The sequence below is a fragment of the Aliikangiella marina genome (genome assembly GCF_007004765.1).
Classification (GTDB): Bacteria; Pseudomonadota; Gammaproteobacteria; order Enterobacterales; family Kangiellaceae; genus Aliikangiella; species Aliikangiella marina.
The window spans coordinates 727,742-745,042 of sequence record NZ_VIKR01000001.1; the positions used below are offsets into that span (position 1 = coordinate 727,742).

At 44.8% G+C, this 17,301-nt stretch carries 14 protein-coding genes; 13 read left to right on the forward strand and 1 reads right to left on the reverse strand.

The window, feature by feature from the left end:
- Nucleotides 1-136 precede the first annotated feature (136 nt).
- From FLL45_RS03245 to accD, 10 genes are all read left to right on the forward strand, one after another.
- Complete coding sequence (locus tag FLL45_RS03245; RefSeq protein ID WP_142888342.1) at nucleotides 137-742, forward strand: peroxiredoxin; 606 nt, start codon at nucleotides 137-139, stop codon at nucleotides 740-742.
- A 219-nt stretch (nucleotides 743-961) separates the two neighbouring features.
- A complete protein-coding gene (locus FLL45_RS03250; protein ID WP_142888343.1) occupies nucleotides 962-2,260 on the forward strand; it encodes a Calx-beta domain-containing protein in 1,299 nt (432 codons plus the stop codon).
- 194 nt (nucleotides 2,261-2,454) lie between these two features.
- Nucleotides 2,455-2,685 (forward strand): OadG family protein, encoded by a 231-nt coding sequence (locus FLL45_RS03255; protein WP_142888344.1) that lies wholly within the window; start codon nucleotides 2,455-2,457, stop codon nucleotides 2,683-2,685.
- 9 nt (nucleotides 2,686-2,694) lie between these two features.
- Nucleotides 2,695-4,470: a sodium-extruding oxaloacetate decarboxylase subunit alpha gene (gene oadA / locus FLL45_RS03260; RefSeq protein ID WP_142888345.1), complete on the forward strand. Its 1,776-nt coding sequence runs from the start codon at nucleotides 2,695-2,697 to the stop codon at nucleotides 4,468-4,470.
- A 23-nt stretch (nucleotides 4,471-4,493) separates the two neighbouring features.
- Entirely contained in the window at nucleotides 4,494-5,630 is a 1,137-nt protein-coding gene (locus tag FLL45_RS03265; protein ID WP_142888346.1) for a sodium ion-translocating decarboxylase subunit beta, read from the forward strand.
- Nucleotides 5,631-5,766: 136 nt separating this feature from the next.
- Nucleotides 5,767-6,102, forward strand: a complete 336-nt coding sequence (locus FLL45_RS03270; protein WP_142888347.1) for a pentapeptide repeat-containing protein — start codon at nucleotides 5,767-5,769, stop codon at nucleotides 6,100-6,102.
- A 92-nt stretch (nucleotides 6,103-6,194) separates the two neighbouring features.
- Nucleotides 6,195-7,862, forward strand: coding sequence for an alanine/glycine:cation symporter family protein (locus FLL45_RS03275; RefSeq protein ID WP_142888348.1), 1,668 nt, complete (start codon nucleotides 6,195-6,197; stop codon nucleotides 7,860-7,862).
- Between the two features lie 522 nt (nucleotides 7,863-8,384).
- Nucleotides 8,385-10,940, forward strand: coding sequence for a motility hub landmark protein FimV (locus FLL45_RS03280; protein ID WP_142888349.1), 2,556 nt, complete (start codon nucleotides 8,385-8,387; stop codon nucleotides 10,938-10,940).
- 59 nt (nucleotides 10,941-10,999) lie between these two features.
- Entirely contained in the window at nucleotides 11,000-11,797 is a 798-nt protein-coding gene (gene truA / locus FLL45_RS03285) for a tRNA pseudouridine(38-40) synthase TruA (protein WP_142888350.1), read from the forward strand.
- 181 nt (nucleotides 11,798-11,978) lie between these two features.
- Nucleotides 11,979-12,866 (forward strand): acetyl-CoA carboxylase, carboxyltransferase subunit beta, encoded by an 888-nt coding sequence (accD, locus tag FLL45_RS03290; protein ID WP_142888351.1) that lies wholly within the window; start codon nucleotides 11,979-11,981, stop codon nucleotides 12,864-12,866.
- Nucleotides 12,867-12,946: 80 nt separating this feature from the next.
- Here the strand turns inward: accD and FLL45_RS03295 are convergent, their stop codons facing one another.
- Nucleotides 12,947-14,146, reverse strand: coding sequence for a BaiN/RdsA family NAD(P)/FAD-dependent oxidoreductase (locus FLL45_RS03295; RefSeq protein WP_142888352.1), 1,200 nt, complete (start codon nucleotides 14,144-14,146; stop codon nucleotides 12,947-12,949).
- 173 nt (nucleotides 14,147-14,319) lie between these two features.
- Between FLL45_RS03295 and FLL45_RS03300 the strand changes: the two genes are divergently transcribed.
- The 3 genes from FLL45_RS03300 (at nucleotide 14,320) to fadD (ending at nucleotide 17,297) form a co-directional block, all read left to right on the forward strand.
- Nucleotides 14,320-14,616, forward strand: a complete 297-nt coding sequence (locus FLL45_RS03300) for a late competence development ComFB family protein (RefSeq protein ID WP_142888353.1) — start codon at nucleotides 14,320-14,322, stop codon at nucleotides 14,614-14,616.
- Nucleotides 14,617-14,630: 14 nt separating this feature from the next.
- Nucleotides 14,631-15,470 carry an alpha/beta fold hydrolase gene (locus FLL45_RS03305; RefSeq protein WP_142888354.1) on the forward strand — a complete coding sequence of 280 codons (840 nt, stop codon included), beginning with the start codon at nucleotides 14,631-14,633 and terminating at the stop codon, nucleotides 15,468-15,470.
- Nucleotides 15,471-15,635: 165 nt separating this feature from the next.
- Nucleotides 15,636-17,297 (forward strand): long-chain-fatty-acid--CoA ligase FadD, encoded by a 1,662-nt coding sequence (gene fadD / locus FLL45_RS03310; protein WP_142888355.1) that lies wholly within the window; start codon nucleotides 15,636-15,638, stop codon nucleotides 17,295-17,297.
- The last annotated feature ends 4 nt before the right edge of the window (nucleotides 17,298-17,301 follow it).

A 17,301-nucleotide genomic window follows, 5' to 3' on the forward strand; every position in this document is an offset into this window, starting at 1 on the left:
CAATAGCTGATATTGAAAGGTCCAATTGGGCGTGAAGTGAAGGATTGAGTATCTTTGCTAGCGAGCAAATTAGGCGAGTTATCTACTCGTCTTTGCATAATTTTCGTTTTATATCAATCACAAATAGGAGTTAACAATGGGTGTATTAGTCGGACGCGAAGCGCCAGACTTTACTGCGGCAGCAGTATTAGGAAGTGGTGAGATTGTAGATAGCTTTAATTTCAAAGAAGCAACTAAAGGTAAGAAAGCGGTAGTCTTTTTCTATCCATTAGATTTTACTTTTGTTTGCCCATCAGAGCTGATTGCTTTTGATCATCGCTTAAAAGACTTCCAAGAGCGCGGTGTTGAAGTTATCGGTGTTTCAATCGATTCTCATTTCTCTCACAACGCTTGGAGAAACACTGACGTCAACGACGGTGGTATCGGCCAAGTTGGATATCCGTTGATTGCTGATGTTAAGCACGAAATCTGTAAAGCATACGACGTAGAACACCCAGAAGCGGGTGTTGCTTTCCGTGCATCATTCCTTATCGACGAAGACGGTCTTGTTCGTCACCAAGTTGTTAATGATTTACCCCTTGGCCGTAACATTGACGAAATGCTTCGCATGGTTGACGCGCTTAACTTCCACCAAAATCACGGCGAAGTTTGCCCTGCAGGTTGGAAAGAAGGCGACAAAGGTATGGAAGCGACTCCTGATGGTGTTGCTAAGTACTTATCGGAAGAAGCTGACAAGCTATAAAGCTTGCGACTACTTATCGAAAGAAAGCCGGTTTTTGCCGGCTTTTTTGTTGCTAACTGTTTGATACTACTAGCCTTCCACTGCTTTTCTTGCTCCCGTTCACAAAAACACTGCCGTTATCTCTATTTTTACCTTTTTTATGCTAGTGTAGTTCGCTAGGATCCGAGAATTAGGCGATAATTGAATTATTGCGCATTGAATAGAATCACGAGGTTTCTCATGCTCACGCTTCGCAGTGACAAACTTAATAAAAGCTTTAGTGCCGGCTTGTTCGGTTTAATTGCGATCTCCCATTCAGCGCTAGCCGACGTTCCAGCGGAAGTGCAAGCGGTATTTGTCAACAATGGCTGCTTAGGTTGCCATGCGGGCGCAAACCCGAGCGGCGGATTATCGTTGGCCGATGCGGCAACGTCGGAAGCTGAGCTAGTCGACGTTGATGCCAATTGTAATGGAAACGAGAAGTTAGTCGTTCCCGGTGAACCCGATAACTCGGTGCTATACCAAAAGATATCTCAAGCAAACCCTGACTGTGGTGGCGTCATGCCGCCTGGTGGAAACCTGATTTCAGTTGCAGACAGAAACACAATTAATGATTGGATTGTCTCGATTGGGCCGGCTTCAATGTTCGGGCTGATTGAAATGGAAAATACAGCAGTCCAAGTACAAGAAACCGACCCCGAAGTCGTCCTGACTGTTAATCGACAATTAGGCACACAAGGCCAGGTTACAGTCGATTATGCTGTCGCTACCGTCGGTACCGATACAGCAACTTCACCAGACGATTATATTGCCGACACCGGAACTCTGGTGTTTGAAGACGGTGAAACGAGCCAAACAATAACAGTGACCCTTGCCGACGATGATATTTTTGAAGGGACAGAAGTCTTTTCGGTGACTTTAAGCAACGTTGTTAATGGGGCTGTTTTAGGTTCGGGCGCGCAAACAAAAGTGACGATTATCGATAACGAGTTCGACAATCAACCAGGGACCTTTTTCTTTAGCCGAGTTAACTACAATGCTGGAGAAGGCGACGGTACTCTGGATGTGACGGTGATTCGTTCTTTTGGCGCTGCAGGTATGGTCACTGTTGATGTTACAAGTGTTGATGGCACTGCAACGGCAGGAATGGACTACACTGCTGTTAGCGAAACATTGCAGTTTGAAGAAGGGGTCAGACAGCTTAACTTTTCAATTGCACTGTTAGAAGACCAAGATATCGAGAATGATGAGGCTTTCACGATTCGACTAGAGAATCCAACCAATGGTGCACTACTCGGAAATCCGACTTCAGTGACGGTGATTGTGAGTGACAATGACGGAACAACTGGCGGCGGCGGATCAGGTGGTTCAGGCGGATCGGACGGCTCGGATGGTTCAGGTGGCGGTGACGGTTCTGGCTCCGGAGGCGGTACGTCTAATCCAGACCCAGAAGTAGAAGCTGACTATGAAGCCGCCGGTTCAATGGGTTGGTTACTACCATTAATTTTGCTTGGGCTGCTTCGACGAAGAGTGAAATAACCCGACAGTTAGCCTGATAGCTATTCAAAAGAAAACAAAACGGTCCACTTAAGTGGGCCGTTTTGTTTTTAAGCATTAGAGAAAAGTGATGTTTATAATTAATCGCTTTTTGCCAAATGAAATTATTCAGACCATAATAAGAAACAGAATTAATCTCATCGTTTCGTTATAAAAATTAAAACCAGAGACCGTCAATGACAGAATCAAGCCTCTTATCGGAAGGACTTATATTGATGCTTACGGGCATGGGTATGGTTTTTGTGTTTCTTTCTATATTAGTTTTCTTCACAAGTCTTTTGTATCGCTTTTTTGGTGAAGAACCAACCACCGATAAGAGTAGGGCCAGAACTGAATCTTCTGATGACGAGATAGCGGCAGCGTCTGCAGCAGTTTATGCGTATCGAAAAAAGCACTCAAAAAAATAAGGACCAATCATGACTAAAAAATTGGGAATAACCGAACTTGTTTTAAGGGACGGCCACCAATCTTTATTCGCGACCAGGATGCGAATTGAGGACATGCTACCAATTGCTGCCAAACTCGACCAAATTGGCTATCGGTCGATTGAGACCTGGGGCGGTGCTACTTTTGATGCCTGTATCCGTTATTTAGGAGAAGACCCTTGGGAAAGGTTGAGAAAACTCAAAGAAGTTATGCCAAATACTCCTCACCAAATGCTGTTTAGGGCGCAGAATATTCTTGGTTATCGGCATTATGCTGATGATGTGGTTGAAGCGTTTGTTGATAGAGCGGCTGCCAATGGAATGGATGTGTTTAGAATCTTTGATGCGATGAATGATATGCGTAATTTAGAGACCGCAGTGAAAGCGACCATCAAAACCGGTAAACACGCCCAGGGCACAATGTCTTATACGGTGAGTCCGGTTCATACGATTCAGATGTGGTTAGATATGGCACAACGACTCCAAGACATGGGGGCTCACTCGATTTGTATAAAAGATATGGCTGGGTTACTTAAACCTTATGTTGCCGAGGAGTTAGTGACTCGCCTCAAAGAGAAGATAGAAGTACCGATTGCTTTGCATGCCCATGCAACCACGGGATTAAGTACTACTACTATCGCTAAGGCTGTCGAATCCGGCGTTGATTCGGTGGATACGAGTATTTCTTCGATGAGTATGACTTATGGCCATTCTGCGACTGAGTCAGTGGTGTCGATTTTTGAAGGCGAAGCGCGAGATACGGGACTCAACTTAAGCGCGTTAGAAGAAATTTCAGCTTATTTCCGCGAAGTCCGCAAAAAATATGCAAAATTTGAAGGTAGTTTGAAAGGAGTGGACTCGAGAATTCTTGTTTCCCAGGTTCCCGGGGGAATGTTAACCAACATGGAGAATCAGCTTAAAGAGCAAGGTGCTGGTGATAAACTTGATGAAGTACTCAAGGAAATTCCGCGAGTTCGTCAAGATTTAGGGTATATTCCGCTGGTGACGCCAACCTCTCAGATTGTCGGTACTCAAGCAGTGCTCAACGTTTTAACGGGCGAGCGATATAAAAACATTAGTAAGGAAACCGCCGGCGTTCTTAAAGGGGAGTATGGTGCGACAGCCGCACCGGTTAATAAAGATCTACAAGAAAGAGTGCTTGATGGCGGCCAGCCGATTACTTGCCGACCCGCAGATCTGATTGAGCCGGAACTTGAGAAGTTAACCATTGGACTGGAAAAGATAGCAGAGAAAGATTCAATCTCATTGGCCAGCAACAAAATTGATGATGTGCTTACCTACGCGTTGTTTCCGCAAATCGGTATCAAGTTTTTAAAGAATAGAAATAATCCCGGTGCATTTGAACCTGCGCCGAGTATTGAGTCTGCAATACCGGCCAGTCGTCCGCAAACCGAGCAAACCAGCGGTGGACCTGAGCGCTATGATGTTGCTGTTAATGGCAAGCGTTACTCGGTGACAGTTTCGCCGAGTGGTTCGGTTACATCGGTCGCACCGCAAACAGAAACCACGCCACAAACACCAGTATCTAGTGGCATCACAACGGTAGACGCTCCCCTGGCTGGAAATATATTTAAGGTACTAGTGAGCCCGGGCGATGTAGTTGCTGAAGGTGATGTTGTGGTTATTTTGGAAGCCATGAAAATGGAAACGGAAGTTCGGTCTCAGGTGGCGGGTAAAGTAACCCAAATTCTAGTTAAAGAGGGTGATGCCGTGAGCCTTTCTGACTCGTTGATTAGCTTGTCTTGAGTGATTAAAAAAGAGAACATTAAATGTCACAAGGATTCTTAGAGCTTTGGCAGAGCACAGGCCTTGCCAATTTTGAATTAGGCCAGGTTGCAATGATTTTGGTCGGGTTAGGGTTACTCTATTTGGCAATTGTCAAAGAATTTGAGCCTTTGCTCTTGTTGCCAATAGGCTTTGGCGCGATTCTCAGTAATATCCCTGTCGCGGGAATTTCCGATCCGGGGGGGCTGTTGTATTATGTTTATAAGGTGGGTATTGATACCGGGATCTTTCCGCTGATTATTTTTATGGGTGTTGGCGCGATGACTGATTTTGGTGCCTTGATTGCTAATCCGAAAACCTTGTTTTTAGGGGCCGCTGCGCAGTTTGGTATCTTTGCTACTTTGCTTGGTGCGCTCGCGCTGAATGCTTTGCCTGGCATTAATTGGACAATCGAAGATGCCTCAGCGATTGCAATCATTGGTGGCGCAGATGGACCGACAGCGATATTCTTGGCGGGAAAGTTAGCGCCTGACTTGCTCGGCGCAATCGCCGTCGCTGCTTATTCTTACATGGCGTTAGTGCCGATTATTCAGCCGCCGATTATGCGCGCATTAACCTCAGAAGCTGAGCGCAATATTGAAATGAAACAGCTTCGCCATGTCAGTCAAAAAGAAAAAATTGTTTTTCCGCTGATCGTTCTTATTTTGTGTCTCTTACTGCTACCGTCTGCGGCACCGCTAATTGGCATGTTTTGTTTTGGCAATTTGATGAAAGAGAGTGGGGTGGTTAATCGACTTTCTGAAACCACTCAGAATGCGTTAATCAATATCGTCACAATTTTTCTTGGCTTGGGAGTCGGCTCGCGTCTCTCAGCAGAAAGCTTTCTTAATTGGGAGACCATCGGCATTCTGCTGTTAGGCATGGTGGCCTTTGCAATAGGCACTGCAAGTGGCGTGCTAATGGCTAAACTAATGTCACGCCTGACCGGTGGCAAAATAAACCCATTGATTGGTGCTGCCGGGGTATCCGCAGTTCCTATGGCTGCGCGAGTGGTTAATAAGGTCGGTTTAGAGTCAAACCCCCATAACTTCCTATTAATGCACGCAATGGGGCCTAATGTGGCTGGAGTGATCGGCTCGGCGGTTGCTGCAGGGGTCTTGTTGGCGTTGGTCGGTAATTGATTTATCGGCTATCTTTAACAAGCACTGACGATAATAGTTGGCTAGATTTATAAGCTAATGTCTATACTTTAGAGAGAACCCGCTGCGATTGATTGGACTAGTCATTCGCGGTGGATCAGATGATAGGAGACATAGCATGCCATTGAGATTTCCCGATGATCCCCTTTATCAGCTACTCAGAGCTGAAAAAATCGATGAGTTTAATCAGCAGCGAGCCAACCTTGAAACCCTCGATTTTCATGAGTGTGATTTTCGTGGACTCGATTTACGCGGCCTTAATGCGAGTGGTTTGGACTTGAGTGGGTGTTATTTTAGAGCTGCAGACCTGCGAGGGATCGATTTTAGCAATGCCAATTTAGAAACGGCGAGTATTGCCGCGGCTCATATCTCAGGGTGTTTGTTTCCGAGTAATATCCGCGCAGAAGAGATCGCTTTATCGGTTGATAAAGGCATACGCATGCGAGGTAGCTAAAATTCACCGACAAAGCAGATGAGTTTTCTTGGCTGATCAGTTTATAATGCCCGCAATAAATAAAAATTAACTCAAGATTAAGGGGCAGGCTATTGGAAGCTTTATCAAGTTTTATCCTATTTTTGGATTCTTTTCTCGGATCCGCATTTTATTTTCCCTGGTTATTAATCGGCGTAGGTGTGTTTTTCACCATCTATCTTGGTTTTCCTCAAATCCGATATTTTGGCCAAGCGACCAGAATCCTAAGAGGTCAATATACAAAAGCTGATGCACCTGGCGACACGAGTCACTTTCAGGCACTCACAACAGCGCTTTCGGGAACGGTGGGAACCGGAAATATTGGTGGGGTCGCGTTAGCGATATATTTTGGTGGGCCCGCGGCGTTATTTTGGATGTGGGTCACTGCGTTTTTTGGAATGACCACTAAATTTGTCGAAGTAACCCTATCTCACAAATATCGTGAAAAGACCGCCGACGGAACAATGGCCGGCGGTCCCATGTACTACATGGAAAAAAAGCTCAATATGAAATGGTTGGCGGTTATTTTTGCAATAGCGACAGTGATCAGTTCTATGGGCAGCGGAAATATGCCGCAAATCAACAATATCGCTGTGGGCATGAATGAGTCATTTGGTATCGAAAAATGGATTACTGGCGGTGTATTAGCGGTCATTTTAGCGCTAGTAATCATTGGTGGAATTAAACGTATTGCTCATTTTGCTGAAAAGGTTGTGCCAACCATGGCGGCAATTTACTTAATCGGTGCAATGGCGGTAATTTTCGCAAATCTCGAAAACATCGGCCCTTCGTTCGCAGCGATATTCGAACAAGCATTCACGGGCTCTGCGGCGATGGGCGGATTTTTGGGGGCAACCTTTTGGTATGCCATGATGCGAGGCGTCAATCGTGGGTTATTCTCAAATGAGGCTGGTCAAGGTTCTGCTGCGATTGCGCATGCGAGTGCAAAAGGTAACGAGCCTGCGTCAGAAGGAATGGTGTCTTTGCTTGAACCATTTATAGACACCATCATTATTTGTACAATCACTGGGTTGGTTATCTTGTCTTCTGGCGTTTGGTCTGAGAAACACCAAAATACTATCGATAGAGCCGATATGACATACGTACAAGGCACATATGTCGATTCAAATGAAGAGGATGTTAAGAATCTATTCTTACACCTGAACGGTGAAGACGGCTCTAATGTAGAGATTTTTGAGGGAGAGATTCCCGTTCAAAATGGTGTCGCTGTGGCTAATAACTTTACCCTAATTGCTGCTCGCTCTATCGCAGAGGATGTCACTTATTCCGTTGAGGGAGAGCCCTTCACTGGGACGCTTGAGATCAGTGCTGGGAAAATACAGAACGAGGGGGTTATCGTCGATGGTAAGTCATTGATCCACTCCATCAAATTGACGTCCGAAGCGTTCAAGCGAGGTTTCTTCGGTGACTGGGGCCAGTATATCGTAACTATTGGACTGTTATTGTTCGCATTTAGTACCGCGATTGCATGGTCATACTATGGGGACAGAGCCATGATTTATCTGCTAGGAGAGGGGGCTGTTTTACCTTACCGAGTTGTCTATGTTGGCGCTTTCTTCTTAGCGGCGATAATTGACTCTGCGATCATATGGGATGTGGCGCTGGTCACTGTCGCCTTGATGACAATTCCTAACTTAATCGGGATTTTCTTGTTGCACAAGGATATGCGAGAGACAGTCGACAGTTATTGGGAGCATTTCCGAAAGAATCAGGCCGATTAATTGTCTCGCCCAACTCCAAAAAACCTCGCATTCGCGGGGTTTTTTGTCTTAATAAACTCATATTTTTGGCTGATGCTTGGCTGGGAAACATTCATTCGAGTGCTTAGCGGAATTAATTGAGTGTAGAGGTCGGCTTTTTAAATGCTCATTGAAAATTACAGCGTTCACCGATCCGGCGCATACTAATCAACTCTTCAGGACTTGCTTTAACGACAAAGTTTCAAAATTGACTATTTATCGCATAAATTTCTGGCTTTATTGTCTAAAATTAACCTCGATTCAGAAAAATGCGGACTTTTACAGTGGTTCTTCAGCGTTGTTTGTTAAATTTGTGACAGGTTAGCTATTGGTAAAAACTCAATTATAAGCTATAGTTATCGCAATATCATAAAGAAAGATCTTAACTTTTTGCTGTAACTTAATGGAATAGCTACAAATTGGTGCGCATCCATTAAAGTTTTTTGAATTGAATTTAGGTCAGTAAATTAGAATTAAAAGCTTTAAACACAAGGGAATACGCGTATGTTTCGCAAACTTATCCTCGTATTAATCTCGTCGGTATGCTGTTTTTCTACTGCAGTGTTTGCGGTGGGGCTGGGTGAGTCCGAGCTCAAATCAGGGTTGAACCAGCCGTTAAAAGCTGAAATCCAACTTTTATCGGTGGGTGAGCTTGCAGAGCACGAAATTAATGCTCAATTAGCTAGCGCTGCAGTTTTTGAGCGAGTCGGCGTTGAACGTCCGTTCTATTTGAACGACATTCGATTCGAAACGATACGCGAGAATGGCGAGTTAAAGATTCAGATGACAACTCGCAACCCTGTAAAAGAACCGTTTTTGAACTTCTTAGTTGAGTTAAATTCGCCAAAAGAGCGGGTTATCAGAGAATACACCTTCTTACTCGACCCTCCGGTTTTTGACGATGCTAGCGCTTCGACGATTGAACAAACTCAGACCGCTCGTCCTGCGACGACTCAATCTCAGCCGCGTCAAAGCGCGCCGAGACAGCAACAGCCGGCGCAACAACCGAGTTTTAGCGGTTCAACTTATGGCCCGGTAACCGCTACGGACACGCTTTGGAGCATCGCTAGTCGAGTAAGGCCCAATGAACAAACAAGCATCCACCAGACATTGGTTGCGATTTACCGAGCAAATCCTGATGCTTTTGCAAATGGTAATATCAATAATTTACTCCGCGGCAAAGTCCTCCAAATTCCCGATGAGATGTCAATTTCGAACGTTCCTCACCGTGCGGCCTTGCAGGATGTCGTCATGCAAAACCGTCAATGGGAGTCTGGCGGAGCGCGCAGAATTGTTGATGGTGGCAGCGACGCTGCAAGCAACCGTATGTCATCAGATGCACGCTTAACGCTTGCAACACCTGATTCTTCAAGTGGTGCAGACGCAAATGCCAATACCGGCATTATGGAAGACCTCAGATCAACACAACAGCAATTAGTCAATGCACAGGAGACTAGTGCGACATTACAAGCTGAGAATGATGAATTACGGGCTCGTTTAGCCGATGCGTTGCAAAAACTCGAGGGCGCGCAAGCCTCGGGAGCGCTAAATATCGAAGATACAGAGTTAGCCGCATTAACCTCGTCTCAAAACCAAGATGATGCGGCTTCTGAAGATTATGCGTCGACTGATACCATCGAGTCTTCAGACGATTATTCGGCGTCTGCTGATGATGTTTCATCAGTGGGTGATTACTCTGATACTTCATCGAGCATTGATGACAGTGGAATCGCGGGCGGGGACAGTTTCGCAGAGGACAGTTCTTTGCAAGACAGTTCATTACAAGATAGTACAACACAAGATGCGACTGGTGATGTTACTCAAGCATCGGATACCACCCAGTCTGCACAAACGGCTAGCTCTACGCCGACAACTCAACCTTATATTCCACAACAACCGCCAAAGAGCTTTTTAGATGAAATGCTTGAATCAAGCATGGTGCTTTGGGGCGGCGCATTAGCCGTCTTGGCAATTGTACTGGCTGTTTTCTGGCGCATGCGTAAGCGGATGGAAGAAGATGACTTCCAAGATGATCTAGTGGCGTCCGCTGGTGCAGGTACCATTGATGCAACGGAATCTTTTGAACTCCCTGATGTTGGTGACGATATGCTCGTCGAGCTCGACATGGACGAGGAGGATGAAGACAAAGCCGAATCAGATGAAGAAAACTTCGATCCCCTTGGCGAAGCAGATATCTACATCGCTTATGGCAAATATGAGCAAGCTGAGAGTCTCTTATTGGAAGCGATTGATGACAACCCAATTCGTTCCGATTTAAAAGTTAAACTGATGGAATGCTATGCCGAGAATGATGACAAAGAGAAGTTCGAGTCATTAGCGCAAGAAGTATCTCAAGCGGTTGACGCCGATGAATGGCAAGAGCAAGTGAGTAATTTGCGAGAGCAAGCGTGGAGTGGTCAAGCGAGCGAAAGCGACGGTGAGTTTGATTTACCTTCAACCGAAGATATTTTTGGTGAGGACGATGATTTCGGGTTAGATGATGATACACCAGCGCTAGAGGACCAATCTTCGTTGGATGAAGACGACGCATTAGATAGTTCGCTTGATTTGGGAGAAGATGACTTTAGTCTCGATGAAGATGGCGACGATGATGAGTTTGATATTGATATGGACATGGGTATGGGTGACGACGACGATGCGTCGACCGCTGTGACCGAAACATTCGATTCGATTGATGACGATGACTTTGCGCTTGAAGATTCGGACGAGGAAATCGACCTCAATCTTGATGAAGTTGATGAAGAGGACGATTTCTCATTGGATGATGCCGATGAAGATGATATCAGCCTTGATGATTCTGACGATATATCGCTCGATTTAGAAGATGACGATTTCGATTTTGATGAAGATGATTCAGATTTTGACGATACTGCCGCTGATGATGGCGGAGACGAAATCGCTACTAAACTTGATTTAGCCCGCGCCTATATCGATATGGGTGATTCGGACGGTGCAAAAGAAATATTATCAGAGGTCGTTGCTGAGGGCTCTGAAGCACAAAAAGCCGAAGCTCAGGCCCTTCTTGATAAGGCGGATTAAATTAGTCAATTTTTGGTAAAACTCAAAGGCGGCTTAGCCGCCTTTTTTATTGATAAGATATGAACGTAGCTTTAGGTATTGAATACTCTGGGAGCGAATATTGCGGCTGGCAACGACAGACGCATTCACCCTCTGTGCAGCAGTCTTTGGAAGAGGTGCTATCGCAAATAGCCGACCAACCCATTCAAGTGTTTTGTGCTGGGCGAACGGATACCGGCGTGCATGCAACTGGGCAAGTGGTTAATTTCGAGTTAACGAATGAAAGACCGCTTAGAGCTTGGGAGCTTGGTACTAACACGCTTCTGCCCGATGATATCGCAGTACGGTGGGCAAAAATAGTTAACCATGACTTCCATGCTAGACACACTGCAGTGGCAAGGCGTTATCGCTATATGATCCTTAATTCAAGGTTCCGTTCTGCGACTTTGGCCGGGAAAGTGACTTGGAAACGCAACTCCCTCGATGCGGCCAAAATGCATAGGGCTGCTCAAGCTTTACTGGGGGAAAATGATTTCTCCTCTTTTCAAGCGGCCTCTTGCCAATCATTGACGCCAATGAGGTGTGTCCATCATGTCACAGTGAGTCGTTGGCAGGAGTTTGTGGTTGTTGACATTAAAGCCAATGCATTTCTCCATCACATGGTGAGAAATATCGTCGGTTGTTTAATGAGAGTTGGAGAGGGGGCGCAGCCTGAAGAATTTGTTGCCGAAGTTTTGGCACATAAAGACAGAACCAAGGCGCCAGAGACAGCAAAACCGGATGGACTTTACCTAGTTGATGTTGAGTATCCTGAGGGGACAGAGATTCCTAAGCTTCCTCTAGGGCCACTTGCTTTACCGGACCGATTGGACATATAAAATCGCAATAACTGATAAGACCAGTTTTGTGGATTTTATCTCTCTATCTCCACTAAAGGGTGATAGAATACCGCCTGATTTTGAATCTGGTTAATTCTAGAGAATGACTTAAGGTTGGCTCATTAAGCAAAGCAAAAGTCATGTCGAATAAACGATTACGAGTAAAATATAAGAGCAAAATATGAGTTGGTTTGAGCGTATATTGCCGAAAAGAACGACGTCGGTAGCGGATAGAAAAAAATCGGTACCTGAAGGTGTGTGGGCAAAGTGTAAAAATTGTGATTCCGTGCTATACAAGGCTGAATTGGAGCGCAATCAAGAAGTTTGCCCGAAATGCTCTTTTCACATGCGCATTTCTGCAAGGTCGCGTTTAATAAACTTTTTGGATGAAAATGCGTTACAGGAAATTGGTGCTGATTTGTCACCAGTAGACCAGTTAAAATTTAAAGATTCAAAACGCTATAAAGATCGTATTAGTGGCGCGCAAAAAGCATCCGGAGAAAAAGATGCACTTGTTGTCTATAAAGGCACACTTAAAGGAATGCCTGTTGTAGCGTGTTCGTTTGAGTTTAATTTTATGGCGGGCTCAATGGCTTCGGTTGTTGGCGAGAAGTTCATTCGTGCTGCATCGCTTTGTATCAAGGAAGGCCTTCCGCTTGTTTGTTTTTCAACAAGTGGCGGCGCACGAATGCAAGAAGCATTAATTTCACTGTTTCAAATGGCTAAGACGAGTGCCGCATTAGCACGGATGTCTGAAAAAGGCTTACCATTTATTTCTGTTTTAACAGACCCTACTATGGGCGGGGTCTCCGCGAGCTTGGCAATGCTGGGCGATGTAAATATTGGCGAACCCAACGCTTTAATTGGGTTTGCTGGTCCTCGCGTTATCGAACAGACCGTGAGGGAAACGCTCCCTGAAGGATTTCAGCGAAGCGAGTTTTTAGTTGATCATGGCGCGATTGATATGATTGTCGATCGCCGAGAAATGAGAGACAAAATTGGCGGGTTATTATTAAAAATGATGAATCTGCCGGCTGATGATTCAGTTGAAGAAATCGCTGAAGACTAACTAACCAGTCATTTTCAAAAGGAGCTTATCGCTCCTTTTTTTATGAGAAATTACTGATCCGCAAAAACGCCTACCAGGCATTAAAGGCTTGAGCCTGCGGCATGACCGGAAGCCCAAGCCCACTGGAAATTAAATCCCCCCAAATGGCCGGTTACATCGAGCACCTCACCAATAAAGAAGAGTCCCGGCTGGCGTTTCGACTCGAAGGTTTTCGAAGAAATTTCTGACGTATCTACGCCACCGAGTGTTACCTCTGCAACACGGTATCCTTCAAGGCCACTTGGATAGATGGTCCAATTAGCGAGCAACTCGACTACTTGAGCCGTTTGCTTATGATCGAGTTGTTTGAGTTTACAATTGATTCCCAGTAACTGACAAAAGTAACTAGCGACCGCTTGACTAAAAACTTTTGCTAAGCAGTTTTTGAGCGAAAGTTCAGGATGGCCTGCCCGGTTTTTGGCGAGCCAGGAATCGATATCAACATTTGGCATTAAGTTGATATGAATCGGTTCCCCGGGTAACCAATAGTTTGAAATTTGTAAAATCGCCGGACCACTCAACCCTTTGTGAGTGAATAATATCGCTTCTTTGAACGACTGGTCTTTACAACTCACCATTGCTTCTATTGAGTTACCAGCAAGGGATTTAAATTCTTCGAGTTGCTTGCCACTGAAGGTAAGGGGGGTTAAACCTGCGCGAGTGGGATAAATTTTATGACCAAACTGTTGTGCGACTTGATATCCAAAACCGGTCGCTCCCATTGTCGGAATTGACAACCCGCCGGTTGCGATAACCAATGAATTACAATCGACTTCGCCGATATTGGTCGTTAACTTAAAGCGACTTGGATTTTCTTCAGTCGGTTCGATTGGTTCAATGGTATTCACTTCACATTTGAGTTGAATACTTGCGCCGGCATGCTGACATTCCTTTTGTAATAAGTCGCGAATCTCTTTTGAAGAAGTTTTGCAAAATAGCTGGCCCAGCGTTTTCTCGTAATAATCAATACCATGCTTTTCGACTAAACTAATGAAATCCCACTGTGTGTAACGCGAAAGAGCGGACTTACAAAAATGTGGGTTGTGCGATAAGAAGTTATCTGGCTCTACATACAAATTCGTAAAATTACAGCGACCGCCACCCGACATCAGGACTTTTTTGGCCATTTTATTTGCGTGATCGAGAACGAGCACTTTTTTGCCCTTGGCTGCAGCCGTTGCTCCGCACATCAATCCGGCTGCGCCAGCACCAATGACGATGACTTGATAACTTTTATCCATGCAAGGTTATAACTTTGGAAAAGAGTCGCGTATTTTACCTGATCAAAAAGCTAAATCGTCAATTTTGTTGTAAACTTATCAAAAGATTCTTAGCTAGCATTTCAGAATCCAGCCAATATTTAGGTTTAAGATAATAAGGTTTAAGGTATTACTCAACCGATGAGGAATGAATAATGTATAAAGAGCTGTATTACAATGATGATCTTGAGAACCTAGCGGAAGAGATAGTTTTTGAGCAGATCCATATGCTCATTAATGATGACGAGACCGACGTTCCGACTTCTGAAGTTTCTATTCAAGATATTGCAGCGATTGCCCTCAATAACATGCCACCTAAATATGTGTGTAACTTTCTAGAGAAAAGAGAGCCCGGTGAACAGCTCAAGGAAGAAGTTAAAGACCTTCAAAAGTACGCTAAGCGGCAAGTGCTGAAAGCGATCAAAAAAGTTAAAAACACGCCTCACGACTAGTATTGTCGATAGCCATGATCGAATACCAAATTGAACTTGGGGGCTGCCAATGTGCGGTTGTAGAGTGGAACCCATCCGGCAAAACTTTGGTTTTTGGGCTGCACGGTTGGTTAGATAACTTAGCAACCTTCGAGAGTTTAATCGAATTTTTACCTGAGATCCGGCTTATAGCCTTTGACTTTCCTGGCCATGGACACTCAGCGCATATTCCCGCTGGCGCCGCTTATCATTTCATCGATGGGATTTATTTTATTGATGATCTTGCCAATCACTTTCAACAAGAAAAAATTAATTTACTCGGCCACTCCATGGGCGGAGCGCTGTCTTGTTTGTATGCAGCGGCGCAACCAGAGAAAGTCAATAAGCTCATGCTGATTGAATCGCTCGGACCGTTAACCGCTAGTGCTGAAGAGAGTGTCGATCTGTTAAACAAGGCGTTATCTCAAAGAAGCGCATTAACGGCAAAACGAAAGCCAGTTTATGGGACTTTTGCGGAGGCGCTCGCAGCTCGAGCGGCGGCATCTAATATTCAAGCGGACTTAATTTCGGGAATTGTTGGGCGCGGTTTATCCAAGGTAGACAAGGGATATACTTGGCGCGCCGACTCACGACTAAGAGTCCCATCAGCGACGCGTTTGGCGAGTGACCAATTAGAGCGAATATTAGCGAACATTGCAGCGCCGACCGCGGTTATAGAGGGCAGTACCGGTTTTTTCCAGGATAACTCGCTCGCTGAGGCGAGACGCAAACAGTTTGCGAGATTGACGAGTCTGGTTGTCGAAGGCGGGCACCATGTTCATTTAGAACAACCTGCCGAATGCAGTCGACATATTAACGAATTTTTTCTTAATTGATTAAAATAACAGCAGAACCTTAGAATTCTTATTAATAAATACAAATCTGCTTTGCCAAACTCATCGGACTAGTATATTTTAGGTCCTATTTAAAACTATACAAATAACAAGAAAGACCTAGCTTTTGGTGCGGCACTTGAAACTAGGCATCGTTGGGAGAAGGAAATGGAAAAAGTCTGGTTTGACTCTTACCCTGAAGGCGTCGCTCAGGAAATCGACGCTGGAACATATGAGTCTATTTCACAAATATTCGATGAATCGGTAGCGAAATTCGGCGATCGTCCTGCATTTCACAACATGGGGACGACGCTTACCTACAAAGAGCTTGATCAACTCGCCACTCAATTTGCTGCCTATTTACAGAAAACACTCGGTATGCAACCAGGCGACCGTATCGCAATTATGATGCCCAATTTGCTTCAGTACCCAATTGCCATGTTTGGTGCATTTAAGGCCGGTCTGACAGTCATTAATGTGAACCCGTTATATACGGCGAGAGAACTCAAACATCAACTCAACGATGCTAACGCAGATGCAATTTTAATCGTTGCAAATTTTGCCCATACGTTGCAAGAAGTGATCAAGGAAACGCCAGTCAAGCATGTAATCGTCACACAATTGGGTGATGCTTTGAGTGGCATTAAGTCGCATATCGTGAATTTCGTGGTGAAGTATATTAAGAAAATGGTTCCCGCGTTTGATTTACCTGGGGCTATCCCATTTAAAAAAGTGGTTTCGCAAGGGGCTGGATTAAGTTTAGATAAAGCAGAGTTAACCCAAAAAGATATCGCGTTCCTCCAATATACGGGCGGTACAACAGGCGTTGCTAAAGGCGCTGTTCTTACCCATAGAAATATCGTAGCCAATATTATGCAAGCGCACGCATGGCTTTCAAAAATTTTGAGAGAGGGTGAAGAAGTTATCATCACTGCGTTGCCTCTTTACCATATCTTTTCGTTGACTGCCAATTGCATGGTATTTACCAAAATTGGTGGAACCAATATTTTAATTACCAATCCAAGAGACATGCCTGGCTTTGTTGATGAATTGTCGAAGCATCAATTCACTGCGATAACCGGGGTCAATACGCTTTTTAATGGCTTGCTTAACACTCCAGGCTTTAGTGACTTAGATTTCAGCACTTTGCGAATGACGCTCGGCGGCGGTATGGCGGTTCAAGAAGCGGTTGCTAAAGAGTGGCATAAAGTGACTGGAATCCCACTTCTAGAAGCCTATGGATTGACAGAAACTTCGCCTGCGGTTTGTATGAATCCGATGAATGCGACCGAATACAACGGAACGATTGGACTTCCTATAAGTAGTACAGAAGTAATGATTCGCGATGATCAAGGTAATGAAGTGCCGTTAGGTGAACCAGGCGAACTTTGCGTTCGCGGTCCGCAGGTAATGCGAGGGTATTTAGATCGTCCTGAAGAAACGGCGAAAGTACTCGATGAAGATGGCTGGTTCTCGACTGGTGATGTTGCCGTGATGGATGACAAAGGTTATTGTAAAATTGTCGACCGCAAGAAAGATATGATTCTTGTTTCGGGTTTTAATGTTTATCCTAACGAAATTGAAGATGTGGTTGTTTCTAACGAGAAAGTTCTTGAAGTTGCGGCAGTAGGGATTCCTTCAGAAACTAGCGGGGAAGTTGTGAAATTATTCGTTGTGAAAAAAGATCCCTCATTAACCGAAGAAGAACTAAAAGCTTTTTGTAAAGAGAACTTGACGGGATATAAATGCCCGAAAGCTATTGAGTTTAGAGATGATTTGCCAAAGACGAATGTTGGAAAAATTCTCAGAAGAGAGTTACGCGAAAATTAGTCGA

Bases quoted from the DNA above. Each gene is read 5' to 3' on its own strand.
- FLL45_RS03245 (WP_142888342.1), top strand. From the start codon at position 137: ATGGGTGTATTAGTCGGACGCGAAGCGCCAGACTTTACTGCGGCAGCA.
- FLL45_RS03250 (WP_142888343.1), top strand. From the start codon at position 962: ATGCTCACGCTTCGCAGTGACAAACTTAATAAAAGCTTTAGTGCCGGC.
- FLL45_RS03255 (WP_142888344.1), top strand. From the start codon at position 2,455: ATGACAGAATCAAGCCTCTTATCGGAAGGACTTATATTGATGCTTACG.
- oadA (WP_142888345.1), top strand. From the start codon at position 2,695: ATGACTAAAAAATTGGGAATAACCGAACTTGTTTTAAGGGACGGCCAC.
- FLL45_RS03265 (WP_142888346.1), top strand. From the start codon at position 4,494: ATGTCACAAGGATTCTTAGAGCTTTGGCAGAGCACAGGCCTTGCCAAT.
- FLL45_RS03270 (WP_142888347.1), top strand. From the start codon at position 5,767: ATGCCATTGAGATTTCCCGATGATCCCCTTTATCAGCTACTCAGAGCT.
- FLL45_RS03280 (WP_142888349.1), top strand. From the start codon at position 8,385: ATGTTTCGCAAACTTATCCTCGTATTAATCTCGTCGGTATGCTGTTTT.
- truA (WP_142888350.1), top strand. From the start codon at position 11,000: ATGAACGTAGCTTTAGGTATTGAATACTCTGGGAGCGAATATTGCGGC.
- accD (WP_142888351.1), top strand. From the start codon at position 11,979: ATGAGTTGGTTTGAGCGTATATTGCCGAAAAGAACGACGTCGGTAGCG.
- FLL45_RS03295 (WP_142888352.1), bottom strand. From the start codon at position 14,146: ATGGATAAAAGTTATCAAGTCATCGTCATTGGTGCTGGCGCAGCCGGA.
- FLL45_RS03300 (WP_142888353.1), top strand. From the start codon at position 14,320: ATGTATAAAGAGCTGTATTACAATGATGATCTTGAGAACCTAGCGGAA.
- FLL45_RS03305 (WP_142888354.1), top strand. From the start codon at position 14,631: ATGATCGAATACCAAATTGAACTTGGGGGCTGCCAATGTGCGGTTGTA.
- fadD (WP_142888355.1), top strand. From the start codon at position 15,636: ATGGAAAAAGTCTGGTTTGACTCTTACCCTGAAGGCGTCGCTCAGGAA.